Origin of the sequence: Xylophilus ampelinus, assembly GCF_003217575.1 — a bacterium.
GTDB classification, from domain to species: domain Bacteria; phylum Pseudomonadota; class Gammaproteobacteria; order Burkholderiales; family Burkholderiaceae_C; genus Xylophilus; species Xylophilus ampelinus.
In genome coordinates, this window is record NZ_QJTC01000016.1 from 1 (window position 1) to 24,737 (window position 24,737).

Annotated in this window: 25 protein-coding genes and 1 pseudogene; 17 read left to right on the plus strand and 9 right to left on the minus strand. The window is 65.1% G+C overall.

The window, feature by feature from the left end; genetic code table 11:
• On the minus strand, positions 1 to 228 hold a 228-nt coding region (locus DFQ15_RS11120), incomplete at its 3' end, for a hypothetical protein (RefSeq protein ID WP_146228722.1).
• Positions 229 to 593: 365 nt separating this feature from the next.
• Between DFQ15_RS11120 and DFQ15_RS17430 the strand changes: the two genes are divergently transcribed.
• A complete protein-coding gene (locus DFQ15_RS17430; protein WP_158529053.1) occupies positions 594 to 764 on the plus strand; it encodes a hypothetical protein in 171 nt (56 codons plus the stop codon).
• A 17-nt stretch (positions 765 to 781) separates the two neighbouring features.
• Here DFQ15_RS17430 and DFQ15_RS11125 read toward each other — a convergent pair whose 3' ends face one another.
• Complete coding sequence (locus DFQ15_RS11125) at positions 782 to 1,054, minus strand: hypothetical protein (RefSeq protein WP_110466049.1); 273 nt, start codon at positions 1,052 to 1,054, stop codon at positions 782 to 784.
• A gap of 70 nt (positions 1,055 to 1,124) precedes the next feature.
• Between DFQ15_RS11125 and DFQ15_RS17130 the strand changes: the two genes are divergently transcribed.
• Complete coding sequence (locus DFQ15_RS17130) at positions 1,125 to 1,436, plus strand: hypothetical protein (RefSeq protein WP_146228723.1); 312 nt, start codon at positions 1,125 to 1,127, stop codon at positions 1,434 to 1,436.
• On the opposite strand, the gene gloA is transcribed toward DFQ15_RS17130, so the two are convergent.
• Positions 1,385 to 1,924: a lactoylglutathione lyase gene (gene gloA / locus DFQ15_RS11130; RefSeq protein ID WP_110466050.1), complete on the minus strand. Its 540-nt coding sequence runs from the start codon at positions 1,922 to 1,924 to the stop codon at positions 1,385 to 1,387. The genes DFQ15_RS17130 and gloA overlap by 52 nt on opposite strands.
• Positions 1,925 to 2,108: 184 nt before the next feature.
• On the opposite strand from gloA, the gene ylqF reads away from it, so the two are divergent.
• Positions 2,109 to 3,119, plus strand: coding sequence for a ribosome biogenesis GTPase YlqF (ylqF, locus tag DFQ15_RS11135; RefSeq protein WP_110466051.1), 1,011 nt, complete (start codon positions 2,109 to 2,111; stop codon positions 3,117 to 3,119).
• Positions 3,120 to 3,193: 74 nt separating this feature from the next.
• Here ylqF and DFQ15_RS11140 read toward each other — a convergent pair whose 3' ends face one another.
• The 4 genes from DFQ15_RS11140 to DFQ15_RS11155 form a co-directional block, all read right to left on the minus strand.
• On the minus strand, positions 3,194 to 3,424 hold the full coding sequence (locus DFQ15_RS11140) for a hypothetical protein (RefSeq protein WP_110466052.1): 231 nt from the start codon (positions 3,422 to 3,424) through the stop codon (positions 3,194 to 3,196).
• Positions 3,421 to 4,587 (minus strand): PepSY-associated TM helix domain-containing protein, encoded by a 1,167-nt coding sequence (locus DFQ15_RS11145; protein ID WP_110466053.1) that lies wholly within the window; start codon positions 4,585 to 4,587, stop codon positions 3,421 to 3,423. Before DFQ15_RS11145 ends, DFQ15_RS11140 begins: the two co-directional genes overlap by 4 nt.
• Before the next feature lie 20 nt (positions 4,588 to 4,607).
• Positions 4,608 to 6,740 carry a TonB-dependent siderophore receptor gene (locus DFQ15_RS11150; protein ID WP_110466054.1) on the minus strand — a complete coding sequence of 711 codons (2,133 nt, stop codon included), beginning with the start codon at positions 6,738 to 6,740 and terminating at the stop codon, positions 4,608 to 4,610.
• Positions 6,741 to 6,969: 229 nt separating this feature from the next.
• A complete protein-coding gene (locus tag DFQ15_RS11155) occupies positions 6,970 to 7,404 on the minus strand; it encodes an acyl-CoA thioesterase (RefSeq protein WP_110466055.1) in 435 nt (144 codons plus the stop codon).
• A gap of 52 nt (positions 7,405 to 7,456) precedes the next feature.
• Here DFQ15_RS11155 and DFQ15_RS11160 point away from each other — a divergent pair.
• Both DFQ15_RS11160 and DFQ15_RS11165 read left to right on the plus strand, forming a co-directional pair.
• Positions 7,457 to 9,399, plus strand: a pseudogene (locus DFQ15_RS11160) (ABCB family ABC transporter ATP-binding protein/permease).
• A gap of 60 nt (positions 9,400 to 9,459) precedes the next feature.
• Positions 9,460 to 10,398 carry a 2-hydroxyacid dehydrogenase gene (locus DFQ15_RS11165; RefSeq protein WP_110466123.1) on the plus strand — a complete coding sequence of 313 codons (939 nt, stop codon included), beginning with the start codon at positions 9,460 to 9,462 and terminating at the stop codon, positions 10,396 to 10,398.
• A 229-nt stretch (positions 10,399 to 10,627) separates the two neighbouring features.
• On the opposite strand, the gene DFQ15_RS17840 is transcribed toward DFQ15_RS11165, so the two are convergent.
• Entirely contained in the window at positions 10,628 to 11,005 is a 378-nt protein-coding gene (locus DFQ15_RS17840; protein WP_110466056.1) for a hypothetical protein, read from the minus strand.
• 155 nt (positions 11,006 to 11,160) lie between these two features.
• Here DFQ15_RS17840 and DFQ15_RS11175 point away from each other — a divergent pair, with 155 nt between their 5' ends.
• From DFQ15_RS11175 to DFQ15_RS11220, 10 genes are all read left to right on the plus strand, one after another.
• Positions 11,161 to 11,895 (plus strand): autoinducer binding domain-containing protein, encoded by a 735-nt coding sequence (locus DFQ15_RS11175; RefSeq protein WP_110466057.1) that lies wholly within the window; start codon positions 11,161 to 11,163, stop codon positions 11,893 to 11,895.
• Positions 11,882 to 12,580 (plus strand): 2OG-Fe dioxygenase family protein, encoded by a 699-nt coding sequence (locus tag DFQ15_RS11180; RefSeq protein ID WP_158529055.1) that lies wholly within the window; start codon positions 11,882 to 11,884, stop codon positions 12,578 to 12,580. The genes DFQ15_RS11175 and DFQ15_RS11180 overlap by 14 nt, the downstream gene beginning before the upstream one ends.
• 2 nt (positions 12,581 to 12,582) lie before the next feature.
• Complete coding sequence (locus DFQ15_RS11185) at positions 12,583 to 13,860, plus strand: PLP-dependent aminotransferase family protein (protein WP_110466059.1); 1,278 nt, start codon at positions 12,583 to 12,585, stop codon at positions 13,858 to 13,860.
• 34 nt (positions 13,861 to 13,894) lie between these two features.
• Positions 13,895 to 15,124: an ATP-grasp domain-containing protein gene (locus DFQ15_RS11190; protein WP_158529056.1), complete on the plus strand. Its 1,230-nt coding sequence runs from the start codon at positions 13,895 to 13,897 to the stop codon at positions 15,122 to 15,124.
• Entirely contained in the window at positions 15,111 to 16,268 is a 1,158-nt protein-coding gene (locus DFQ15_RS11195) for an ATP-grasp domain-containing protein (protein ID WP_110466061.1), read from the plus strand. Before DFQ15_RS11190 ends, DFQ15_RS11195 begins: the two co-directional genes overlap by 14 nt.
• Before the next feature lie 2 nt (positions 16,269 to 16,270).
• Entirely contained in the window at positions 16,271 to 17,164 is an 894-nt protein-coding gene (locus DFQ15_RS11200) for a sugar phosphate isomerase/epimerase family protein (protein WP_110466062.1), read from the plus strand.
• Positions 17,164 to 17,853 (plus strand): AzlC family ABC transporter permease, encoded by a 690-nt coding sequence (locus DFQ15_RS11205; RefSeq protein WP_110466063.1) that lies wholly within the window; start codon positions 17,164 to 17,166, stop codon positions 17,851 to 17,853. The genes DFQ15_RS11200 and DFQ15_RS11205 overlap by 1 nt, the downstream gene beginning before the upstream one ends.
• Entirely contained in the window at positions 17,840 to 18,172 is a 333-nt protein-coding gene (locus DFQ15_RS11210) for a hypothetical protein (protein WP_110466064.1), read from the plus strand. Before DFQ15_RS11205 ends, DFQ15_RS11210 begins: the two co-directional genes overlap by 14 nt.
• A gap of 251 nt (positions 18,173 to 18,423) precedes the next feature.
• Entirely contained in the window at positions 18,424 to 19,386 is a 963-nt protein-coding gene (locus DFQ15_RS11215) for an esterase/lipase family protein (protein ID WP_110466065.1), read from the plus strand.
• 185 nt (positions 19,387 to 19,571) lie between these two features.
• Positions 19,572 to 22,154: a PepSY domain-containing protein gene (locus DFQ15_RS11220; protein WP_110466066.1), complete on the plus strand. Its 2,583-nt coding sequence runs from the start codon at positions 19,572 to 19,574 to the stop codon at positions 22,152 to 22,154.
• Between the two features lie 60 nt (positions 22,155 to 22,214).
• Here DFQ15_RS11220 and hppD read toward each other — a convergent pair whose 3' ends face one another.
• Positions 22,215 to 23,342 (minus strand): 4-hydroxyphenylpyruvate dioxygenase, encoded by a 1,128-nt coding sequence (gene hppD / locus DFQ15_RS11225; protein WP_110466067.1) that lies wholly within the window; start codon positions 23,340 to 23,342, stop codon positions 22,215 to 22,217.
• 110 nt (positions 23,343 to 23,452) lie between these two features.
• Here hppD and DFQ15_RS11230 point away from each other — a divergent pair, with 110 nt between their 5' ends.
• Both DFQ15_RS11230 and DFQ15_RS11235 read left to right on the plus strand, forming a co-directional pair.
• Positions 23,453 to 23,926 carry an Lrp/AsnC family transcriptional regulator gene (locus DFQ15_RS11230; protein WP_110466068.1) on the plus strand — a complete coding sequence of 158 codons (474 nt, stop codon included), beginning with the start codon at positions 23,453 to 23,455 and terminating at the stop codon, positions 23,924 to 23,926.
• Positions 23,927 to 24,009: 83 nt separating this feature from the next.
• Positions 24,010 to 24,735, plus strand: a complete 726-nt coding sequence (locus DFQ15_RS11235) for a GNAT family N-acetyltransferase (RefSeq protein ID WP_110466069.1) — start codon at positions 24,010 to 24,012, stop codon at positions 24,733 to 24,735.
• Positions 24,736 to 24,737: the final 2 nt, after the last annotated feature.

A 24,737-nucleotide genomic window follows, 5' to 3' on the forward strand; every position in this document is an offset into this window, starting at 1 on the left:
GGACCCTCCCGCCGCAGCGGCCGTCGGCTGATAACCCTCCATGCGCAGCACGGCAAGCAGCGCTTTTTCTGCATTGACGCCACGAAGCACATAGGCCGCGATGACGGCTGCATCGTCGCGGTACTGAGCAGCACGGACGGCCGATCCGATGCGGACGGAATCGGGCACCGGAGCGGAAAGGAGCGCACGGGCGCGAACCTTCAAAGCGAGCTTTTCTGCGGGGGTCATAGGAGGACTCCAGGGATACCGTCTTGATGCGCGGGGGACGCTCTGCGGCTAGATGGGCGAAGGCCACGCGATGGGGCCGAATGGCTTGCGGGGCTGCTGGCGCGCTGGTGATCGGCGGGCAGCGCGGGGACGGCACTTCGTTGCCGCGTGCGGTTAGCGCCATCGGGACGACCGATGGCGAAATACAGCATGCCGGCGCCGGATTGGCCGGTGATTGCGCGGATAGCCATCACTCGGACCCCCTGAGCAATGGGGCGATGTACAGCCGGAAAACGATCAGTGCAGCAAGGACAATGACGAAGACCAGAAACGAACAGCCAACGACGATTTCACCAACCCTCCAAAACGAATCAGGAGCGCTAGCTATGGACCCGTTCGACCCGATCTTTTCGTTATTGATGACCTGGCTTTGGGCCGTGATTGCCGTTGTCAGCGTAGCGATGGTTGCGCTTGTCTGGTGGGAGATGCGCAAGAAGGCACGCCGGAAGCTTGAACGGGCATACGGCATGAAGCGGGGCGAGATGGATCGCTGGTGACGGTCGAGCGCCATTGATCAGTGACCCTTGGAGCCGTACAGGCCGAGTTGCCTCCAATTGCGATTGGTGAGGGCAACCCGGGTCATGGAGCGCATCAGTTCTGCAAGGCTGCAACCGAGCTGGTCAGCGATTTCCTGCATCTTGGCGACGTGGGCCGCGTCGTCCGAGTAGTCGATCCGCGAGACATTGGCCCGGTGAGCGCGCTTGCGGGCTGCAGCGTCGGCATGGATAGGCGGACGGCCCTTGCGCTTTTCGTTCCCGGGATTGCTGGACAGCAGATCGAGTTGCATAATTACCCCTCAGTAGCCATTTGTTGCGGCTAGTAGCCAATGGCGTAAATGTGCCACCAGGAGTAAAAATATGCTATTGAATTTCGCTATCACCCCAACCAGTCTGATAGAGATGGCCAAAGACCGCAGTGGTATGGAACTGCAATCTATGGCGTCAGAGCTGAACTACAGGAAAGACCGCATCACGAAGCTAAAGAACGGAAAGTGTGCTCTGACAGCAACTGAGGTTTACTATTTCAGCCAGAAAGCCGGACTGCCATTTGCCGAGACAATCAAGGAGCTGGAGCTAGCAAAGCGGCCAGAACTGGCGCACGTCTGGGGTGAAGAGCGTCAAGAACCGAGATTGCGCGACAGGGATGGCTCCACGATCTCGATCCAGTAGCCGTCGGGATCGGTGATGAAGGCGACGTCCTTCATCTTTCCCTGCTCGGGCCGCTTCTTGAACGGAACCCGCTGCGCGTCGAACCACTGCACCGCGGCCTGCAGGTCGGGTACCGCGAAGCAGATGTGGCCGAAGCCCTGGGGCTGGGCGTTGCCGTCGTGGTAGCGGAAGGCCGGGTCGTCCTCGGTGCCCCAGTTGTGCGTCAATTCCAGCACGCCGCGCTGCGAGAAGGTGTACTCGGTGCGGTCCGCCACATCGTCGGGCGCGCCGGGGCCGGTGCCGTCGGCATGCGCCAGGAAATACAGCGAGAACTTCATCTCGGGAAAGTCGAGCCTGCGCAGCAGCCGCATGCCCATCGTGCCGGTATAGAAGGCCAGCGCCACCGCCGGGTCTTTCACCCGCAACATGGTGTGGTTGAAGACGAAGCCGCGGGCGGCGGCGGGCGTTTCGGCGGCGACGCCGGGCTGGGTTTCGGTGCGGAAGGTCATGGCAGGCTGGGTGCGTTCGGGGGATCGGCCATGATGCCGCAGCCCCTGCCTCCCAGGCGTAACCGGTCGCAGAAGGGCGCGCTGCCGGTAGCGGGGAAAATACCCGCTGTCCGGCGCTGCGCCGCCTCTCGATGTACGTGTCCGTCGCGGCGCACCGCCGCTTCTCCGAAGAAAGAACTCCCGCATGGCCATCCAATGGTTCCCTGGTCATATGCACCTGACCCGCAAGGCGATCACCGAGCGGGTGAAGGACATCGACGTGGTGATCGAATTGCTCGACGCCCGCATGCCCGGCTCCAGCGCCAACCCGCTGCTGGCCGAGCTGACGGCTGGCCGCCCGGCGCTGAAGGTGCTCAACAAGCAGGACGTGGCCGACCCCGCCCGCACGACACAGTGGCTGGCGCACTACAACGCTTTCTCGGACACCCGCGCCATCGCCCTCGACGCCAGCCAGTCGATGCCCGCCAGGCAGATCGTCGCCGCCTGCCATGCGCTGGCCCCTCTGCGCGGTGGCATGGCCAAGCCGATGCGGGTGCTGATCTGCGGCGTGCCCAACGTCGGCAAGTCGACGTTGCTCAACACCCTCACCGGATCCCGCAAGGCCAAGACCGGCGACGAGGCCGGCATCACCAGGCTGGAGCAGCGCATCGTGCTGGCCGACGACTTCTACCTGTGGGACACCCCCGGCATGCTGTGGCCGCGCATCTCGGTCGTGCAGAGCGGCTTCAACCTGGCCGCGGGCGGCGCGGTGGGCCGCAACGCCTACGACGAGGAAGAGGTGGCGCTGGAATTTTTGAACTACACCAGACAGCCCTACGCCGCCCTGCTGCAGGCCCGCTACAAGTTGCCCGGCAGCGCGGCCGATATCGCCGGGATGAAGGACGAAGAGGTGCTGGAGAGCATCGGCCGCCAGCGCGGAGCCCTGCGCGGCAAGGGCCGGATCGACCTTCAGAAAGCCGCCGAAATCGTGATCCACGATTTCCGCAGCGCCATCCTGGGCCGCATCACGCTGGAGACCCCCGAGGAGTTCACCGTGTGGTGGGCCGAGGGCGAGCGGCAGGAGGCGGCGCGGCAGGCGAAAAAGGATGCGCGCAAGGAACGCAAGTCTTCGACCGGCGACGGCGACTGCGAGGGCGAGGGTCCGGCCCGATCGATCGGTGGTTCCGCCGGACCCGGCAGTCCCGACCAGTGCTGAGGTTGAATTGCTATAAAAAATATAGCGATAGGTCGTTGTTTTGAGAAGGCTACAGCCACTTCTCATCTAAAAAATCAGTCGTCGCCGTCCTGCCGGGCAGGCTTGCGCACCCAGCCGAACCACACGATCACCAGCACCGGAACCGCCAGCGCGATCGACGACACCGTGTCGCCCCAGCCGTCGTAGACCAGCGCGGCCAGCAGGCCGAAGATCGACAGCAGGCCCATCACGACAGGCCAGCCCCACAGCGCCAGGGCCTGGGCACGCCGCTCGCGGGCGTGGATGTTGGAGTGCGAATGGCTCATCGTTTTTTCAACCAGAGGTACAGGCCCGAGCCCAGCACGAAGATCGTGGCGATGTCGAGCAGCGCCCACAGGATCTGCAGCGGCAGGCCGCCGTAATCGCCGAAGTGCAGTGGCTGCGACACCAGCAGCGCGGTGGCGTACCAGGGCAGCGGACGGCTATCGGTGACCTTGCCGGTCTGCGCGTCGACGAGCACCGGCTGCAGCAGCCGCGAGGTGAGCGGGGTGTTGCCCTTCATGAATACCGCGTAGTGGTGCGGGCTGGAGAAATTGCTGCCGGGAAACGCTACGAAGCGCAGCTTCATGTCGGGCAGCAGGGCCTCGGCCGCATCGACCGCCTGCTGCAGCGGGGCCGGGTTCGTCGCCGGCGGCAGGCCCTTGTAGGGCGCGACCATCTGCGCCATCTGGTCGTTCTGCCAGTACTTGAAGATCAGATCGGCCCAGGTGGCGATCGTGCCGGTGCCGCCCACGACGAACGCCCACACCAGCGTCACCACGCCCAGCAGGTTGTGCAGGTCGAGCCATTGGGTGCGGGCCTTGCGGTCGCGCCGAACGGTGCCGAACGCGAGCTTGCGCATGAAGGGCGCGTACAGCACCACGCCCGAGACGATCGCCACCAGCAGCAGCAGGCCCATGAAGCCCAGGAAGAGCTTGCCCGGCAGGCCGGCGAACAGGTCGACGTGCAGCTTGAACATGACGTACATGAAGCCTTCGTCGAACGGCGGGTGCGCCAGCTCGCGGCCGGTGCGGGTGTCGAACATCAGGCTGGTGAAGCCGTCGGTGGCGTCGGCCATGGTGTTGAGGGTGACGAAGGCCATGCGGTCGTCGTCCTCGTCCGGGCCGTAGAACTGCATCACCTTGCCGGGATGCATTTCCTTGGCGCGGGCGATGGTGGTGTCGACGCTCACCCGCGGCGTGTCGGCGGCCATCGCGGGCGGCTCGACCTCGGTGCCCAGCAGGTGGCCGATCTCGTGGTGGAAGATCAGCGGCAGGCCGGTCAGGCACAGCAGCAGCATGAAGGTGGTGCTGACCAGGCTGGACCACTTGTGCACCCAGGTCCATTTGCGGATGGCCGAGGAGCTGAGGTAGCGGTGCGGCGCACGCGCCTGCGGCACTGCGGTGCCGTCTGGAATGGTGGTGGTCGTCGTCGTGGGGAGGGTCTGCATGGTGGGGCTCGGGTGGCGCGTCAGAACCGGTAGGTGGCGCTGGCGACGACGGTGCGGCGCGAGCCGAACCAGCAGTCGCCGCGGGAGAGACAGGTGCTGAAGAAGCGCTTGTCGGCGAGGTTGTTGATGTTGAGCGCCAGGCGCCACTGCGCGGTGTCGTAGGCCAGCATGGCATCGGCCAGGGTGACCCCGGGAATGCGCGGGCCGGTGCCGCTGGACGTGTCGCGGAAGTCGCCCATCAGCCGCAGGCCCGCGCCCACCGAGAAGCCGCCCTGGCCGCCGAGCGCGAACCGGTACTTGCTCCACACCGAGGCCTGGTGGCTCGGCAAGCCTTCGAGCTGCCGGTCGAGATCGATGTAGTTGTAGTGGGCGATCACGTCGAGCGCCGCCGTGACCGCGCCGCGGGCCTCCAGCTCTACGCCGCGGTTGCGGGTCTTGCCCAGCTGGCTGACGACGTTGGGCAGCGGCGACGCGTTGCGGTTCTTTTCCTTCAGGTCGTAGACCGCGGCGTTGAAGGCCATCGCGCCGCCGGCGGGTTCGTATTTCACGCCGGCCTCCCACTGTTCGCCGCGCAGCGGCCGCAACTGCAGGCCGGCGGCGGTGGGCGCCTGCGGGGTGAAGGATTCGCTGTAGCTCACATAGGGCGACCAGCCGGCGGGCAGCGCGTACATCACGCCCAGGCGATTCGAGTTGGCGCTGTCCTCGCGGGGGTCGGAGCCGACGCTGCGGTCGTTCACTTGGTCGTGGCGCAGGCCGGCCACCACGATCCAAGGGCCCAGCTTCATCTGGTCCTGCAGGTAGAGGCCGGTCTGGCGCATGGTGTTGCGCGGCGCGGCGGTCAGGGCCGGCACGACGCCGGGCGTGGGCACGGGCCGGTAGGCGTCGACCAACGGGAGGGAGCCGCCGAGGTCGACCGAGGCGTCGGAGCCGGTCGCCGACCGCGTCTTGAACCGCGCGAAATCCACCCCGGCCAGCAGCTGGTGCTGCACCGCGCCGGTGGAGAGCCGGCCTTCGATGTGCTGGTCGGCGTTGACGGTGTCGGTGCGCCGCTGCTCGTGGTAGTAGAAGCGGCCGAGCAGCCGTTGCCCGACCGGGTCCGCGGCCCAGCCGCCGGGCAGCGAGAACGAGTCGCCGTAGGCGCTCAGGTAGCTCACCTCGTTGCGCGCGAAGCGCACGTTCTGCCGGACGCTCCACTGGTCGTTGAAGCGGTGCTCGGCCAGGTAGCCCAGCGTGCGGCGCTCGGTGTCGTAATGGTCGCCCGGCTGGCCGATGAAGGCGCCGGCCGACAGGGCCCCGTTGGGATTGGGCAGCAAGGTCCCCGACCACGGGAAGAACTGCGAACTGGAGCCGGTCTTGTCCTTCTGGTAGAGGCCCTGGAAGGTCACGCTGGTCATGCCGTTGGGCCGCCAGGTCAGCGAGGGTGCGACCAGGGTGCGGTCGTCGGGCACCTGCTGCGTCTGCGTGTCCGCGTTGCGGCCCACCGCCACCAGCCGGTAGAGCCACTGGCCGTCGGCGGTCAGCGGCCCGGTCAGATCGGCCTGGATCTGCTTGCGGCCGAAGTTGCCGATCTGCACGCCCACCTCGCCCTGGCGCTCGGCCTGTGGGCGCTTGCTCACCAGGTTGACCACGCCCGCCGTGCTGCCCTGGCCGAACAGCATCGCCGAGGGGCCGCGCAGCACCTCGATGCGCTCCAGCGTGTACGGGTCGGTCCGGCCGTTGCCGGTGTAGTAGCTGTTGGTCTTGCGCAGGCCGTCGAGAAACTCCGACGGGTCGGCACCGCGGATGCGCACGCTGTCGGTGCGGCTGTCGAAGCCGTAGGCGTCGGAGCGCACGCCGGCGGCGTAGTTGAGCGCGTCCTGCACGTTCGTCGCGCCCTGGTCCACGATCTGGTCCCGCGTCACCACCGTCACCGACTGCGGCGTCTGCGCCAGCGGCGTGTCGGTCTTGGTGGCGGTCGCCGAGCGCTTGGCGCGGTAGCCGTTGACCGGGCCGGTGGCGGTTTCGGCGGCGGCGTCGGAGCGCACTTCCACTTCCTTGAGGGTGGACGCTCCGGTGGCCGTCTGGGCCTGCGCGGCGAAGGGGGCGTACAGGCCGGCACCCACGATCAGGATCGCCCGGTGGATGGGATGGGCACGATGCGGGAGAAGGGGCATGGCAGCTTTGGAAAATTAATAAGATGTATTCGCATTGTCTTTTATAAACGCTGTCTGAACGGGAAAGGCCCTGTTGCGCACATCCGACGGCCTGCGCCGGTCCCGACGCGGCCTATCCCGCGTCAGCGTCAGCGTCCGCCGCCCCGCCCCGCCCCGCCCGGCACCTGCGCATGCCGCCGGTGGGTTGCACGCCGCATGGCTGATCGCCAAGTGCCCCGGTCGGCCTCCGTCAGCCGTCGGGACCCGCGGCCGCGCCGATGCCCGGCAGCGCCCGCGGCCGGCCCCGCTCGTCGATGGCCACGTAGGTGAGCGTCGCCTCGGTCACCTTGAAGTAGCGGCCCTGGTCGATGAAACGCTCGGCGAACACCTCGATCTGCACTGTGACCGAGGTGCGGCCGACGCGCACCAGCGAGCCGTAGAACGACAGGATGTCGCCCACCCGCACCGGCTGCTTGAAGACGAATTCCTTCACCGCCACCGTCGCCATGCGGCCTTTGGCTCGGCGCATGGGCATCACCGAGCCGGCCAGATCTACCTGGGCCATCACCCAGCCGCCGAAGATGTCGCCGTTGGAGTTGCAGTCCGACGGCTGGGGTATCACCTTCAGTACCAGTTCCTTGTCGGTGGGCAAAGGAAGGCCGTGGGGGCTGCGGAGGTCGGTCATGGGCACAATTCCGGCTAGAACAAAAACACAGCTTGTTATTTTCTCTTACCCCATGCGACGTTACGGCGAGACCGCCCTTTCCTCCGCGCACGCCGCCTCGCCCGCGGCCGCCGCTTCCTCCTCATTCTCGCCGTCGGGTGCCGCACCGCTGCAGGCCGCCGCGAACGCCCCCGGGCCGCGGCGCAGCGACTGGGCCACGCTCGGCAGGCTGTTTCCCTACCTCTGGCAGTACAAGTGGCGGGTGCTGGCGTTCATGGTGGGGGCCAAGGGCGCCAACGTGGGCGTTCCGCTGCTGCTCAAGACCCTGGTCGACCGGATGACGCCCGCGGGCGGCACCACCGGCGCGCAGGTGGCGCTGGTGGTGCCGGCGGCGCTGCTGCTGGGCTACGGGCTGCTGCGGCTGTCCACCTCGCTCTTGACCGAACTGCGCGAGCTGGTCTTCGCCAAGGCGACCGAGGGCGCGTCGCGCAGCCTCTCGCTGCAGGTGTTCCGGCACCTGCATGCGCTCAGCCTGCGCTTTCACCTGGAGCGGCAGACCGGCGGCATGACGCGCGACATCGAGCGCGGCACCCGCGGCGTCAACTCGCTCATCTCGTATTCGCTCTACAGCATCATCCCGACGCTGATCGAGGTGGCCCTGGTGCTGTCGATCCTGGCAGTGAAGTGCGATGTATGGTTCGCGGTCATCACCGGCATCGCGCTGTCGGTCTACATCGCCTTCACCGTCACCGTGACCGAATGGCGCACCCGGTTCCGGCGCGAGATGAACGAGCTGGATTCGTCGGCCCACAGCCGCGCGATCGACTCGCTGCTCAACTACGAGACGGTCAAGTACTTCAACAACGAGGACTACGAGGCGCAGCGCTACGACGAGCGGCTCGAGCGCTACCGCCGCGCGGCGGTCAAGAGCCAGACCACGCTGAGCCTGCTCAACGGCGGCCAGCAGGCGATCATCGCCATCGGGTTGGTGGCGATGCTCTGGCGGGCGACGCAGGGCGTGGCCGACGGCCGCATGACGCTGGGCGACCTGGTCATGGTCAACGCCTTCATGATCCAGCTCTACATTCCGCTGGGATTCCTGGGCGTGATCTACCGCGAGATCAAGCAGAGCCTGACCGACCTCGACAAGATGTTCGTATTGATGGAGCGCGAGCGCGAGATCGCCGACGCGCCCGGAGCCCCGCCGCTGGCGCCGCGGTGCGCTTCGACGACGTGCGCTTCGCCTACGACCCGTCGCGGCCGATCCTGCACGGGGTGACGTTCGAGATACCGGCCGGCAGGACGGTGGCGGTGGTCGGCCCCTCGGGCGCCGGCAAGTCGACGCTGGCCCGGCTGCTGTTCCGCTTCTACGACGTCGATACGCCGGCCGCGGCGGGCGGCATCTCCATCGCCGGGCAGGACATCCGCGGCGTGACCCAGGCCAGCCTGCGCCAGGCGATCGGCATCGTGCCGCAGGACACGGTGCTGTTCAACGACAGCATCGGCTACAACATCGGCTACAACATCGGCTACGGCCGCACCGGCGCCACCCGGCAACAGATCGAGGCGGCGGCCCGCGCGGCGAGCATCCACGATTTCATCCAGGCGTTGCCGCAGGGCTACGACACGCCGGTCGGCGAGCGGGGGCTGAAGCTCTCGGGCGGCGAGAAGCAGCGCGTGGCCATCGCCCGTACCCTGCTGAAGAACCCGCCGGTGCTGATCTTCGACGAGGCGACCTCGGCCCTCGATTCGGCCAACGAACGGGCGATCCAGTCCGAACTGCAGGCGGTCGCCTTCGGCAAGACGACACTCGTGATCGCCCACCGGCTCTCCACCGTGGCCGACGCGCACGAGATCCTGGTGATGGAGGCCGGCCGCATCGTCGAGCGCGGCACCCATGCTGCGCTGCTGGCCGCGGCCGGCCGCTATGCCCGGATGTGGCGTCTGCAGCAGAACGAAAGCCCCGAGGCCGATGCGCCGCCGGCCGGCGTTGCTCCGGGTATTCTTTCAGAGTAGAAAGTGCTGGAAGCCGGCTTGCGGCGCAGGCCTCTAGCTATCATTTCAGGAGTGATCGACATGACAGAAAAGACGACCTTGCTGGTGACCATCGCCCTGTCGGATGCGCACCGCGCCCAGGTGGCGGAGCGCTATGACACGCTGTATGCGCCCACCGCCGCCGAGCGCGCCGCCGCCATCGCCGCCCACGGCACCCGCATACGCGCGGTGCTGACCAACGGCACCGTCGGCCTCACCGCGACCGAGATCGAGGCGCTGCCGGTGCTGGAACTGGTCTGCGCGATGGGCGCGGGCCACGAGAACATAGATTCGGCCGCGGCCCGCGCACGCGGCATCGCGCTGGCCAACGGCGCCGGCACCAACGACGATTGTGTGGCCGACCATGCCTTCGGCCTGCTGATCGCCGCGGTGCGCGGCATCGTCAAGCTCGACCAATACACCCGCGCAGGCGGCTGGCGCGACGGGCTGGCGTTTCCGCCCAACGTGTCGGGCAAGCGACTGGGCATCGTCGGCCTGGGCACCATCGGCCGCAAGATCGGCCGCCGCGCCGAGGGCTTCGACATGGCGATGGGCTACCACAACCGCCGCGCGGTGGAGGGCAGCGCCTACACCTATTTCGATTCGGTGCGCGCGCTGGCCGAGTGGGCCGATTTCCTCGTCGTCGCCACGCCCGGCGGCCCGGCCACGCGCCATCTGGTGAACGCCGAGGTACTGGCCGCGCTGGGTCCGCGCGGCGTGCTGGTCAACATCGCCCGCGGCAGCGTGGTCGATACCGCCGCGCTCGCCGCCGCCCTGCAGGCCGGCACCATCGCCGGCGCGGGCCTCGACGTGTACGAGAGCGAGCCGCACCGGCCCGCATCGCTGGTCGGCCTCGAGACCCTGGTCATCACGCCCCACGTGGCCGGCTGGTCGCCCGAGGCGGTGCAGCGGTCGCTCGACCAGTTCCTGCACAACGCCGACGGCCACTTCGCCGGCCGGGGCGTGGTGGCGCCGATCTGAGTGGGGCTCGGCGCGCGCGTGCCCGTGCCGGCGCTTGCGCGCGATCGTCGGCAGGGCTCGAGGGCGCGCGTCGATCCCTCGCGTGCGAGCGCTCGGCATCAAGCATTGCATCACCGGTATGGTTTTCATATTCATTGGTTTCATTGGAGAAAATATTCTGCGAAGCATTTGAATGCCGACCGGTGCTTACTTATGGACTTCCTTCTGGTCTCGTTATTGAACACATTGTTCAAAACCATTCTTGCTGGAGCTGGCAGGGGTTCGATAAAATCGTGACCAACCAAAACCCGAAAAAAGAGTGTTGAAACATCGTGCCGTGTCCGGGCACCGCCAAGGCCGGCACCGGCGTGTCTATCGTGTCCGGCGTGGCCGCGACTTCGGCGAAGGCACGGGCGTCCGCGATCTCCGGGAACAACACGCCGAAGCCTTTCTGCCGGAGCGCATCGGCGGCGATCGGCACCCGCGACCGGCCCGTAGTCGCTGTGAAGGTGGTTCGGCTCGCAATGCGAGCGGCCGACCGGTCGGTGCATGCGCCGCCAGCGCCACGGTCTGGTCGGCATCGGTGCAGTAGCCGCGCGTCGATCAGGGCCGCGGCGCCGTCGCCCATGCGCACGAAGACGATGCCGTTCGCCGGGAGCCGGCCGCGCTTCCATCGGTGTGCCTCAAGCGCGCCTGCGCCATCACCTCACCTGCATGCGCTTTGTCGAGCGGTTTCGGAGGCCGCTCTTATCACGGAGCCGGACCTGATTGGATAGTCGAAGAATGACGATGCCAACAGGCTCTCCGCTGTCCAGCGCCATCAACCTCATGGCTATAGTATTTGATGAAAAGACCAAGCCAGATTTTCTCTGGACGATGATGGCTGCTACCCGAAAGATCGGGTTCGACCGCTTCCTCGTCGATGCTCACTGGTACGACCAGAAGGGTGCGCTTGTCCATCAGATCGCCAGCAATTACCCGGTCGAATGGCCGCGGATCTGCGCGGAGCGAGAATGCATCGTGCCCGATCCGACGATCGTTCACTGTCGAACGAGTACCGATGCTCTTGCCTGGACAACACATCTGTTCGAGAATACCGACGCTCTCGATTTTCCGGAGCACACCACATCGCAAGGCGTCGAATTCTGCTTCAGCGTGCCGGTGTGCGAAGCCCGTGGGGGCGTCAAAAGCATGATCAGATTGGTCCGAGACAAGCCGTTGACCGCTGAGATCGGGGAAACCGAGCTGTTGATCGCGGCCGGCAAAGTGCTCGCGAGTTGCGCCTATTTCTCATACCTTGGCCCATCAAAATTGATAGTGGTACGAGGTTCGCCGCGAATGTCAAATGGGCGCTTCGCCATGGAGGAAACCAGAATGTCGCTTCCACTCGGAAATCGTTCTCGATGGCCCATCGGGTCATTCCAGCAAGCGTGTCAATCATCGACGCCTGCCGAGGGGCGTCTGTCAGCGGCCGAAGTGTACCCACACGTACAGGGACTTCGCGATGCATACCGCTGAAGCATCACGCGCGCCGGTGCAGTATTTTCATCGTAAGCATCTCTTCCGCAACGCACCGAGCCGCCACGAGATAGAGGCATTTGTGGAAACCTGGTCGCGACTTAAGCCGGATAAATATCTCGAAAATCCCGCCAATAGATCTCGCAGGGTTGCGAAGTTCGTCTTTTCACACGATGACGAGATAATTCGACCCATTTCGGATACCTGCTTTTTTCAGAAAAGCGCGATCAATTCGCTGCTGGGAGGCATCAATCGAATCTACGAGCGCAGCGAAGCCGCATTCCTCGGCTCCCCCGTTTTGAAAGATATTCTCGATCAAGATTGCCGGCATGTCTGCGATATCGACGACCGTAAATCGTGGCTCATTACCTGCCACCAGTTTCGGATTCACTGCCGGGCCGGAGCGTTCGGGCAGCCGACGCCCGAAGGATTGCACTGTGATGGCCATTCCTTCGTCTTCCAGCATTTCATTCAAAAAAATTCCGTCGTGGGCGGGCAGAGCCGCATCTGTTCCAGAAATGGCACGACGCTGGCGCTCTTGACACTCGATACGTTTCTGGAAACCATCTTTCTCGACGACCGGGAACTTTTGCATGAAGTCAGTTCGCTCGCGCTCGCTCCGGAGTCGGTCCGAGAGGGTTTCCGGGACATGCTCATCGTCGACTTCGACGCTGTGGAGGCATAGCCATGAATGCATCCAGCCCTGCTTCCGTTCTGCGCCCTTCGCATGAGAGCGTTCTCTCTCTGGTTCGCTCGGAACAGAAGAGGCGTCGTCGCACGATATCGCTGACCGCCAACGAAAACGTCCTCTCGAATACGGCTCGCATGCTGGGAACCGGGCCGGAGTACGACCGATACTATTTCAACTGCCGGTTTCCAATCAACTCTCGATATGCCGGAAACTACAATGGCATGGAAGTCGAGTCGTTCCCCGAAATCGACATGCTCAAGCTCTGTGCATCGCATGCAGCGGCCGCCCTCTTCGGGGCACCCTATGTCGAGTACCGCGTGCTATCCGGCGTTCACTGCACAATTTCCTCCATCGCGTCATTGACCAAGGCGGGGCAGGCCGTAATTTCGATCGCCAGCGACTCCGGCGGGCATTTCGCCACTCCGCACATCGTAGAGAAACTGGGGCGGCGCTCACTTGGATTGCGGCTGAACGGGTTCGAGTTCGATCTCGACGCGTTGAAACGCACGATCGCACCGGTGTTGGGTACGGTAGGCATGGTTTTGATCGACCACGGGATGACCACCTCGCCGATTCCCGTACGACGTCTGCGGAGTTTTCTCGACGAGTGGGGCTTGGCTCGCATTCCCATCATCTACGACGCTTCGCACACCCTGGGCCTGATCGCGGGCGGGGTTTTTCCGAATCCGCTCGACGAGGCTGCAGCGGTGCTGCAGGGAAACACGCACAAGTCCTTTCCCGGTCCGCACCGGGCGCTCATGCTCACGCGTGACGAGCGGATATTTCGGCAGTTGTCCGAAGGGATCAGCTTCGGCTTCACTTCATCTCCGGGCCTGCACAGCCTCATCGAACTGTTCGTAAGCCTGCTGGAGATGGAGCGCTTCGCGGGCCGGTACGCAGCACGCATGATCGACAACGCGAGCTTGATCACCGATGCGCTCTGCGGCGAGCAGGGGTGGGCGCCACAGGCGACAGCCACCCACATGGTTCTGGTGCAATCGGACAGAAGTGCGGCGATCGTGCGGCGGCTCAACGAGTTCGGTATCCGGGCGAACAACAAGGTGCTCGACGGTCGATCGTACATTCGCCTCGGCACCCAGGAGGTGACACGCCTGGGAATCGACGCTGACGAACTGGCATGTTTATGCGAACTGATAGGCAGCGTAGGAAGAGGGCTCGACGGGTCTCATGAGCGAAGGCTGTTCAACGATATCGCCTGCCAGCTGCGACGCGTTCACTACAGCTTCGACGAGCAGCAGGATTTGCACCAATGAGCAGAAGCCCGTGAGCAGAAGCCCGTGTCTTGTGATGGGCAACGTACGCGATGGGGAATACGAGGGTCTCCTGGCGAACGGGATCACGCCGCTGCTGCTGGGCGACACGAAGTCCACCTCGAAGATCGCAAGCGATAGCCGTGTCCAAACGGTGGATGTGGTGGACTTCGCCACGATCGATCTTTCGGCACTGGTCAAGCGAATCGAAGACCTCTATTCGGAACACCGGTTCAGCAGCATCCTGAATTTCAGGGAAATTTACGTCAAGCAGACAAGCGAGGTATGCACTGGCACAACGAGGTTCAGGGGATTTCACCGCAATGTCGAGAACGCGCTGGACAAGCAGCGTCAGCGACAGCTCTACAACCGTTCCCCCAACCCCGATCTGCCTGTCGCCTCGCGTTTGGCCACGTTTGAGGAACTTGCCTGCGCGTCGGGTTCGGCATTCGAATATCCATTCGTGGTCAAGCCGGCCAATCTCTACAGCAGCCTCTTCGTCAGCGTGATCAGAAACGAAGCCGATTTGCGTCAATACCTGCGTACAGATGTCCCACGATTGATCTCTTACGAGCAGGATCACGGCACGATGGTCAACGGTGTTCTGATCGAAGAGTTCCTGGAAGGCTCCAACCACTCCATCGACTGCGCCGTCGGTCTCGCAGGCGAGGTGATGACGTTTCCCATCGTAGACGTCATCACCGGAAGAGACCTGGGGTATCGCGACTTCCATCACTTCGCACGCTATTGCCCATCGCTCATAGACGAGGATCCGAAACTGCAGGCCCGTTGCCACCAGCTGGCGCGTGATGCTGTTCGCGCCCTCGAACTGCGGGGGACCTTCGCGCACGTCGAGTTCATCCGCACGCCGATCGGCCCAAGGATTCTCGAGGTCGGTGCTCGACCGGGCGGAAATCGGATTCACGTTCTTCGAAACGCGTGGGGCATCCACATGGACGTCGCGTACCACCGAGCACTTTCGGGCGTATCGCCACCGAAGACTGGAAAGTCCGCAATACCGTTCGGCATCGCGACGCCCTTTCCACGCAGGACGATGCAGTTCACAGCCGTCCACCGGTTGGCTGAGATTTCCCAGATTCCCGGCTTCGTTCGCAGCTACACGTTCGTAAAGCCGGGCGACATGGTCGGGCCGGCTGCAGAAGGATTTCAGAACGCGGTTTACTTCGAGTTCCGCCGCGATACGGTCGCGCAACTGCGCGCGTCACTTCTCGCGGTCGCCGGCTTCGACATCTATGAAGACGAGTAAGCCCCGCGTGCTCATAGTAGGAGGTCGCGACTCCGGTGTGGACTGGCCCGGGCGGGAAGACTTCGAACTGTTCCTGGTACAGGAACATGCGCATGTCAGTCCTCGTCAAGCCGAGATTGCATCCGTCGTCGAGGTCGGCGATCTTTCGTTCGTCGATTCTTATTTGCCGGTATTGAAAAAACTCCATCACGATCTTCGGTTTGCGGGAGTCGTTTCCTTCTTCGAAAAAGGACTGTTGCCGGCTGCAGAGATTGGCGAACTGCTCGACATACCCCACAACAGCCGCTTCAGCGTCGAGACTACGAGATGCAAAACCGACCTTCGAGAACTGCTGATCGGAACTTCCCACGAAGTCCCGTTCGCCCTCGTGCGCAACGACGAAGCGGTGCGCACGTTCTTTCGCACGCATGGATGTTGCATCGTCAAGCCGGTGGACGGGTCCGGAAGCGTCGAGATCCACAAAGTGGAAAGCGAACGTTTTTCACTGCCGACCCTGAACCGCGAATTCCTGGCCGAGAAATTCCTGGAAGGAGCCGAATACAGCGTTGAGACCTTCACACACGACAGGCGGCACCGGCTTCTCGGCGTCACGAAGAAGTACACGACGGGAGCCTCGAACTTCGTCGAAACAGGCCATGACTTCCCCGCGGACCTCCCGGCAGAGGTGCAGGAACGCATTCGGGACGCAGTCGTCTGGTTGTTGGATCGGATCGGTCATGTTTGGGGTCCGTGTCACACCGAAGTGAAGGTCGCAGAGGACGGAGTTCATTTCATCGAGACCCAGACGCGATTCGGAGGAGACCAGATTTGGGAAATGGTTTGGCGTACGACGGGTGTGCACCTTGCGGCCGCGACCGTCTGTGCGCTCGCCCGCAGGCCTTATCTGCCTTCGCCGGTCGAGTTTTCAGCCATGGCGGTAAGGTTTCCGCAGCTTCCGGCCGGCACCGATGCAGTTCGCCTGCGAGACACCCTTGAGCGGCAAGCTTTCGCAATCAGAGCCGAATTAAAAGAAGTGAATTTTGGCACGCCCTTCCTGTCGTCATCGCGACGCCATGGCTACGTCATGTTCGGTTGTAGATCCGATGACCGCGCCGAATTTCGGGCGGCGATCGAGCGTGATTTTTTGTTAAACTGCAAGGAGTAGTCATGGTGCAAGCACTCTATAGAACCGACTTCGATGTTGTCCGGCACTTCCCCAGAATCTCATTTTCGACCAACGTCTACGACAATCCCGCCGACATTCTCGGGTCCATCAAAAGCCTTGGTCAGCATTTCGACGCGGTCGAGTTCGAGGTGGGCGAGGCAGCGGAGAAGGTATTCTGGTCGCTGAGTCCGGCACAACGAAAAGAACTCGCGCAACGGATTTCGGACTATGCGCAGGAATCGGGCATCGAATTGACCGTCCATGCCGGTTGGTGGGGGCGGGAATACAACCTTTGTTCTGCCGACATGTCCGAGCGCGCCGTGGCCATTCAGAAGCTTGCCGACACAGTCGAATTCTCGCGCATCGCGGGCGCAACCAGCGTGAGCTTTCATCCAGGCTATAAGGACTCACACGAAAATGCCGTGTTGCTCGAAAATTTAATCCAGGCACTGAATGCGACCAAGGCTATCTGCGACCATGAAAATTTGCACTTATGTCTCGAAAACATGGGAGACCAGCGCCCCCGCTATCCGATATTCTCGATGGCGGAGCACCGTCGATTTCATGAGCAAACAGGGTGCCATGTCACCATCGACGTAACGCACCTTTGCTCGCTTTTTGCATATGGTCCTCAGTTGTTTTCGGCCATCGAGGCGATCGCACCGATTACCCGTCATTTGCACGTCGCGGACCTTGACGGCATGAAGCACCAGCATTTGCCGCTGGGGGAAGGAAATTTACCGCTCACCGATGTCCTCAACAGGTTTGCGATGAGCGGTTACCGAGGGGTCGCCGTGGTGGAGGAGTTCATCAGGAGCTACGCCACGCAGTTCTATCTCGATCGAGCAATAGAATACCGTAAAAATATCGAAGATTTAATCGCTCAAATACATTGATGAATACTATCGAACATCGGGTGGTCGATAAGGAGGCATGGGACGGGCTCGCCGATACGGCCCCCTTTGTTTTTTCTATTTTCATCTCTTTTTTGCTGTTCGGAATAATCGGCCAAAAAAAAGGGTTTGACGGACTTGCACTCTGTTTGATAACCGGTTCGATGATGTCGGAGCCTTTGCAACTCACGCTTCTCAATGCGCCCGTCGAATCGTTGAGTCTCACCGGTGTGGCTGTTTCTGCGTTGAGCGCCAACCTGCGGTTTGTGATATTCACTATTTCCATAAGGAGGCAACTGGCTGGTTCCCTGGCCCGGCATGTTCCGGCGCTGGCCGTGATGGCGAATGCGGCTTACACATTAATATCCCTGCGTCAGCAGTCTCAGGTGGTCAGCGTGAAGTATACGAATGCCGTCTGCTTCTCGCTCTACGGAGCAGCGCTGACGGGCACTGTCGTGGGGTATGCCGCGGGGCTGCATCTAGGCAGCCATATGACCGAGCACGCAACAGCAGCACTCGCGATTTTTATTTGCTCGCAGCTTGGCAAGATGTCATCGAGTCGGAACCTCCTCTACACGATGCTCTTCGTCGGTTTTACCGGCATGTGTCAACTTTGGCTATTTGGAGGCATCAGCCTGATGTTTTCGTTTCTCGGTGCCGTCGCATTCACATATATATATGACCGCGCATAATTCAATTTGGTTTTACGTTCTGATCTGCGCGGGCGTTTCATTGATGTGTCGGTTACTGCCGTTGCTTCTCGATATCGACTCCCTGGGGACGGGCCCGCGTCGTTTTATCGAGCGGCTGGGACGATATGCCGCAGTCGTCCTTCTGACGATCATCCTGTTGAACGTGATGGCCGGATTGAATCCGGGACTTTCAACGCACCATGGATTGTTCATCGGTGCGGCCGGCGCAATCTTCTTGTCGATGCGCGGCCTCAAGCCTTACGTGGCATTTTTTATAGGTCTGTCCATCTACGTTTTCTGTCAAGTCATCGCGCAATGAAGCCGCCGGGGGCAGGACTCGAGCGCAACACGTGGGTTGTCTAACGCTGTCGGCAGTACGCTCCGATCAGCCGCGAGCCCTGGATCTGCCTCTCAGTTCGTCGGGTCGATGCACAATCTTTGCAAGCTATCGTTTTCCCAAGACCTGTCATCTTACGGATTCCTTTCGGTAGAGCCGATCGGTTCGGCGCTTTGCCGCAAAGGGGTGTGCGAGGATCTGCCTCTTTCAGGCAGCTCGTCTCGCCCACTCCCATGCTCGCCCGCCTGCAGCAATGCATTACCTTCGGATTGCTCACGGTCGCGGTCGTCTGGCTGGCCGCCTGGTGGCGGTATTGCCCTGTGGTCGCTGTGGTGGGTGCACTGGCGACGCTGTTCGGCTACACCGTATTCCTGGCGGTCGAATGCATGCTGATGGTGGGCGCGCACCGGGGCGATCCAGCACCCGCGCCCCGGCCCGGCCAGGTGCTGCGCGCCTGGCTGCACGAATGCGTCACCTCACCGCGCGTGTTTTATTGGCGTCAGCCGTTTCGATACCGCGCCGTGCCCGACCACCTGCCGGCCGACGGCAGCGCCGAGGGCCGGCGCGGTGTGGTGCTGGTGCACGGCCTGTTCGGCAACCGGGGCTTCTGGACGCCGTGGATGCAGCGACTGCGCCGAAGCGGCCATCCTTTCGTGGCCGTGAGTCTGGAGCCGGTCTTCTGCTCGATCGACGATTACGCGCCCACGATCGACGCCGCCGTCGCCCGGCTGCAGGCCCTCACCGGCCGCCCGCCGGTGCTGGTCTGCCACAGCATGGGCGGCCTGGCGGCGCGCGCGTGGCTGCGCCGGGCGCGGGCGCAGGGCGATGGGAACGCTGCCGCCCGGGTGCACCGCATCGTCACCATCGGCACCCCGCACCACGGCACCGTGCTGGCGCACTGCAACCGCGGCGTGCACGCGCTGCAGATGCGGCCGGGCAGCGACTGGCTGGCCGCGCTGGCGCGGTCGGAGCCGGTCGGGCAGACGGCGCTCTTCGACTGCTGGTACTCCAACTGCGACCATATCGTGTTTCCTTGCAGCACCGCCGCGCTGCCGGGCGCCGACAACCGCCTGGTCGCCGGGTTGCCGCATGTGGCGCTGGCGTTTCACCCGCCCCTGGTGCGGGCGGTGTTGGACGAGGTCGGGCAGGGCGGCCGAAGCGGCGAAGCGGCGCACCTTTGGGCGATCCCGTTGTGATTACGAGGGCGATGCCGTAGGCTGAATGCGAATGACTTAGAATCCGAAGCCTTCCTGTGCTCGCCCTTCGGGCGGCGGGTACCGGTGCCTCGGGCACCGTCGTCCGGGCACCGGCGTTCCTGCCTTGTGCGGCCCGTACTCCGTGGAGTCGGCACCGTGCCTCTCCATTCCCTCGCCCGACGTCCATGCCGCTGTTCAAGACAATCTGGTTCCAGCTGCACTGGTGCGTCGGCATCACCGCCGGCACTGTGCTGATAGTGATCGGGCTCTCGGGTGCGACGCTGTCGTTCCAGGGCGAGCTGCTGGACCTGTTCAACCCCGCCAGCGCGTCGATGCCGCTGCGCCCCGGCCGCCCGCTGCTGACGCCGCAGCAGCTGGTCGACGCGGCGCGCGGCGCTGGACAGGGGCGGGCGGTGCAGCGGGTTACCGTGTTCGCCGACCCGACGCTGCCGGCGCAGATCGTTTTCGTGCCGTTGCCCGGCCAGCGGCGCGGGCTGGCGGTGCGGGCCGACCCGGTGAGCGGCGAGGTGCTGCCCGCGCAGCGCGGCGCGGCCTTCTTCGACTGGGCCGAGCGGCTCCACCGCTGGCTGCTGCTGCCGCGCGATACCGGCAAGTCGGTCACCGGCACGCTGGCCGCCTGCCTGCTGCTCCTGGCGCTCTCGGGCCTCTACCTGCGCTGGCCGCGGCGCCCGCTGGCCTGGCGCACTTGGCTGACCTTCGACACCCGGCTCGCCGGCCGGTCGTTCCTGTGGGGGCTGCATTCGGTGCTGGGCACCTGGGCGCTTGCGGCCTATGTCGTGTTCACGCTGAGCGGCCTGTACTGGGCCTTCGACGCGGTTCGGGTGCCGGTCGACCGCTGGGCCGGCGCGCCGCCGCATAGGGCGGCCGCACCGCGCCCGGCCGATGCGGGCGGCCCGCCGGCGGCACCGGATTTGGCGTCGGCGTGGATCAGCTTCGCGCGTATTGCGCACGGCTGGCAACTGGCGCAGTGGCGACTGCCCGAGCGCGCCGGGCAGCCGGTGCAGATCTTCTGGATGGGCGAAGACGCTGCGCACGACCGCGCCCGCAATCGACTGCATCTGCGACCCGACGGCAGCGTGCTGCTCGACGAGCGTTATGCCGACCTGCCGCGCGGCCAACGCTTTTTGGGTGCGATCTATCCGCTGCACCTGGGCAGCTATTTCGGCCTGCCGGGCCGCATCGCCATGATGCTGGCCGGCCTGTGCCTGCCGCTCTTCGTGATCACCGGCTGGATGCTTTACCTGGGCCGGCGCCGCGCCGCGCGGGCGGTGCGGCGCGAACGCGAAGCGCTGCAGGTCGCCGCACCGGGCCCGCCGTCCTCAGCAGCGGCCGGCGAGTCGGTGCTGGTCGCCTTCGCCAGCCAGTCGGGACGGGCGGAGCGGCTGGCGGTGCGCACCGTGGCCGCGCTGCGGGCGGCGGGTGCGGCGGCCACGCTGGCGCCGGTGACGCAGCTCGGCACCGAGCGGCTGCGCCACCACCGCCGGGTGCTGCTGGTGGCCAGCACCTTCGGCGAGGGCGATCCGCCCGACATGGCCCGCCGCTTCGCCCGCATCCTGGCCCGGACCGAAGGCGTGGTGCTGCCGCACCTGAAATTCGGCCTGCTGGCGCTGGGCGATCGGCAATACGCCGCGTTCTGCGGCTGCGGCCACGGGCTGGTCCACCACCTGCAGCGGCTGGGCGCGCAGCCCCTGTTTCCGCCGGTCGAGATGGATGGCGAGGACCCGGCCGCCTGGACCCGCTGGCAGTCGGCCGTCGGCCGGCACCTGGGACTCGCGTTGCCGCAGGATGCGCAGGGGACTGCCGCCGCAGGACCCGAGGCGGAACCCGCCCGGCCGTGGCGCTTGGCGGAGCGGCGCTGGTTGAACCCGGGCAGCCTGGGTGCCCCGCTGTTCCGGGTGGTGCTGACGCCGCCTGCGGGCGTTCCGGCCGTCTGGCAGCCTGGCGCGCTGGTGGAGGTGTTTCCCCGGCATGCGGCCGACGTGGTGACCTCGGTGCTGCGTCGCGAGGGGTGGGACGGCACCGCGCCGGTCGCAGGCCCTGCGGGTGACTCCACCCTGGCGGAGCTGCTGGCCGGCAGCGTGCTGCCCGCGCCCGGTGCGCAGGCGCCGGACGCCGCGCCGCAGCAGGTGGCCGACGGGCTGCGGCCGCTGGCGCCGCGCCGGTACTCCGTCGCATCCTTGCCGGCCGACGGCACGGTGCAGCTGCTGGTGCGGCAGGTGCGCCACGACGCGGGGCTCGGCCTCGCTTCGGGCTGGCTCAGCACGCACTCACCAGTGGGCGCCGAGGTGGCGATGCGGCTGGAGGAGAACCCGGACTTCGCGCTGGCCGATGGCGACGGGCCGGCGATCTTCATCGGCAGCGGGTCGGGCTATGCGGGGCTGCGGGCGCTGCTGACGGCACGGATGCGGGCCGGCCACGGCCGCAACTGGCTGCTGTTCGGCGAACGCCAGCGGGCGCACGACAGTTTTTGCGAAGACGAAACCGCCGGCTGGCAGGCCCGCGGCCTGCTGGCGCACCGCGACTTCGCCTATTCGCGCGACCAAGCCGGGCGGGTCTACGTGCAGGACTGCCTGCGGGCCGAGGCGCACCGGCTGCGGGGTTGGATCGGCGAGGGTGCGACGCTGTACGTCTGCGGCAGCCTGGACGGCATGGCCGCAGGGGTGTACGCGGCGCTGGCCGAGCTGCTGGGCGCCGACGCGGTGGAAGACCTGATCGCCGACGGCCGCTACCGGCGCGACGTGTACTGAGCAGCGCCTATGCGGTCCGGAACGCGACCGACTCCACCAGGAAACCGGGCCTCGCCCCGTTTATTTCGACAGCACGCCGCGGCGCATCTGATCGAGCTCGATGCTCTCGAACAGGGCTTTGAAGTTGCCGTTGCCGAAGCCGTCGTCGCCCTTGCGCTGGATGAACTCGAAAAAGATCGGGCCGAGCTGGTTTTCGCTGAAGATCTGCAGCAGGAGCCTGCCGGCCACGCCGTCGATCAAGATCTTGCGCTTGTGCAGCGCCTCGACGCTCTCGCCGTGGCCCGGAATGCGCTTGTCGACCAGCTCGTAGTAGGTGTCGATCGTGTCGAGCAGCGCCATGCCGCCGGCGCGCAGCGCATCGACCGTGGCGAGCAGGTCGTCCGAGCCCATCGCGATGTGCTGGATGCCCTCGCCCTTGTACTTGTCCAGGTATTCCTGGATCTGGCCGGCCTTTTCCTTGCCCTCTTCGTTGATCGGGATCCGGATCTTGCCGCAGGGGCTGGTCATCGCCTTGCTCTTGACGCCGGTCACCTGGCCTTCGATGTCGAAATACTTGACCTCGCGGAAGTTGAACAGCCGCTCGTAGAAATCGGCCCATTCGTTCATCCGGCCGCGGTGCACGTTGTGGGTCAGGTGGTCGACGTAGGTCAGGCCCTTGCCGTGCGGGTTCAGGCCGGCTTCGCCGCCGATGCCGGGCAGCGCCTCGAAATCCACGTCGAAGAAACCGATGTTGCCGATGTCGCCCGGCTGCGCGCCGTTCTTGCCGCGCCAGCGGTCGACCAGGTACACCAGGCTGTCGCCCACGCCCTTGATGGCCGGAATGTTCAGTTCGCCGGGGCCGGCGGTGTCGGCATAGCCCCAGGCGCCCAGGCCCACCGCCCGCTCGTAGGCGAACTTGGCGTCCTGCACCCGGAAGGCGATCGCGCAGACGCTCGGGCCGTGCTGGCGCGCGAAGCGCTGGGCGAAGGAGTCGGGTTCGGCGTTCACGATGAAATTGATGCCGCCCTGGCGGTAGAGCGTCACGTCCTTGTGGCGGTGCCTGGCGACGGGCATGAAGCCCATCCGCTCGAACACTTCGCCCATGGCGGCCGGATCGGGCGCGGCGAATTCGACGAACTCGAAGCCGTCGGTACCCATCGGGTTGTCCCGGGCGGCGTCGGCGGTGGCGGTGGGCAGGGGGGCGTTCATGGGGCTCCTGGGGATGTGATGCGCCACTGTATCGGCGCGGCTCCACAGATTGGCTGCGAACTGGCAGAGCGCACCGTTCCCTGGCGCAGGAAACATGCAAAATTCCGCGCATGGAAGCACTCGACAAGCTCGATACGCTGATTTTGCGCAGGCTGCAGGCCGACGGCCGGGCCAGCTACGAGAACATCGCCGAATCGGTGGGCCTGTCGCCCAGCGCGGTGCTGCGCCGGGTGCGCCGACTGGAAGACAGCAAGGTGATCGACCGCTACGTCGCCCTGGTGCGGCCCGAGGCCGTGGGTCTGGGCCTGACCGCCTACCTGAACGTGCGGCTGGAGAAACACGCCGAGATTCAGAAGCGCAACCCGATGGACCTGTTCCGCGCCGGCGTCCAGACCTGGCCCGAGGTGGTCGAGTGCGCCGCCCTCACCGGCGAGATGGACTACCTGCTGCGGATCGTGGTGGCCGACATGGCCCACTACAGCCGCTTCATCATGGACACGCTGCTGCGCCACCCCAGCGTGGAGGACTGCAAGACCAGCTTCGTGCTCGACCGGGTCAAGGCGACCACCGCGGTGCCGTTGTAGGGCCGTGCGGCGGACGCTGCGCTTTCGCCACACGGCAATTCCTCCGGATCGGAAGGACTAGGGAAAACCCTTAAAATCGACGCATGATCGCGCCCAAAAACTTCCTGCAAGCGTCCTTCCATGCCGGGCGCAACTGGCTGCGGCCCACCCGCGCCACGGACGAGGGCGCGGCCGACCTGCCGCCGGCGCTGGTGCCGATCCGCACCCTGGGCCCCGCTTACCGCGAGCGCATCGCCGCCCACCTGCTGTCGCTGGAGCCCGAATACCGCTACCTGCGCTTCGGCTATGCGGCCGGCGAAGAGCAGATCCGCCGCTACGTCGACCAGCTCGACTTCGCCAAGGACAAGATCTTCGGGATCTACAACCGCAGGCTCGAGCTGATCGCCGTCGCCCACCTGGCCTTCGGCGACGCTGCGCAGCCCACCCGGCGTGCCGAGTTCGGCGTGTCGGTGGTGCGGACCGCCCGGGGCTGCGGCCATGGTGCACGGCTGTTCCGGCGGGCGGGGGTGCATGCGCGCAACGCCGGCGTGGCCGAGATACTCATCCACGCCCTGAGCGAGAACACCGCCATGCTGCGCATCGCCCGCAAGGCCGGTGCCAGGGTGCGGCGCGACGGCTCGGAATCCGAGGCCTATCTGGCGCTGCCGCCGGCCGATCTCGACAGCCGGGTGGCCCAGGTGGTCGAGCAGCACCTGGCCGAGGTGGACTACCGCCTGAAGGTCCAGGCCAAGCAGTTCTGGGACGTGCTGGGCGGCGTGCAGGAAGTGCGCGCCGGCGTGCGGCAGGGTCGGTTCCGCTCCGGGCAGTAGGG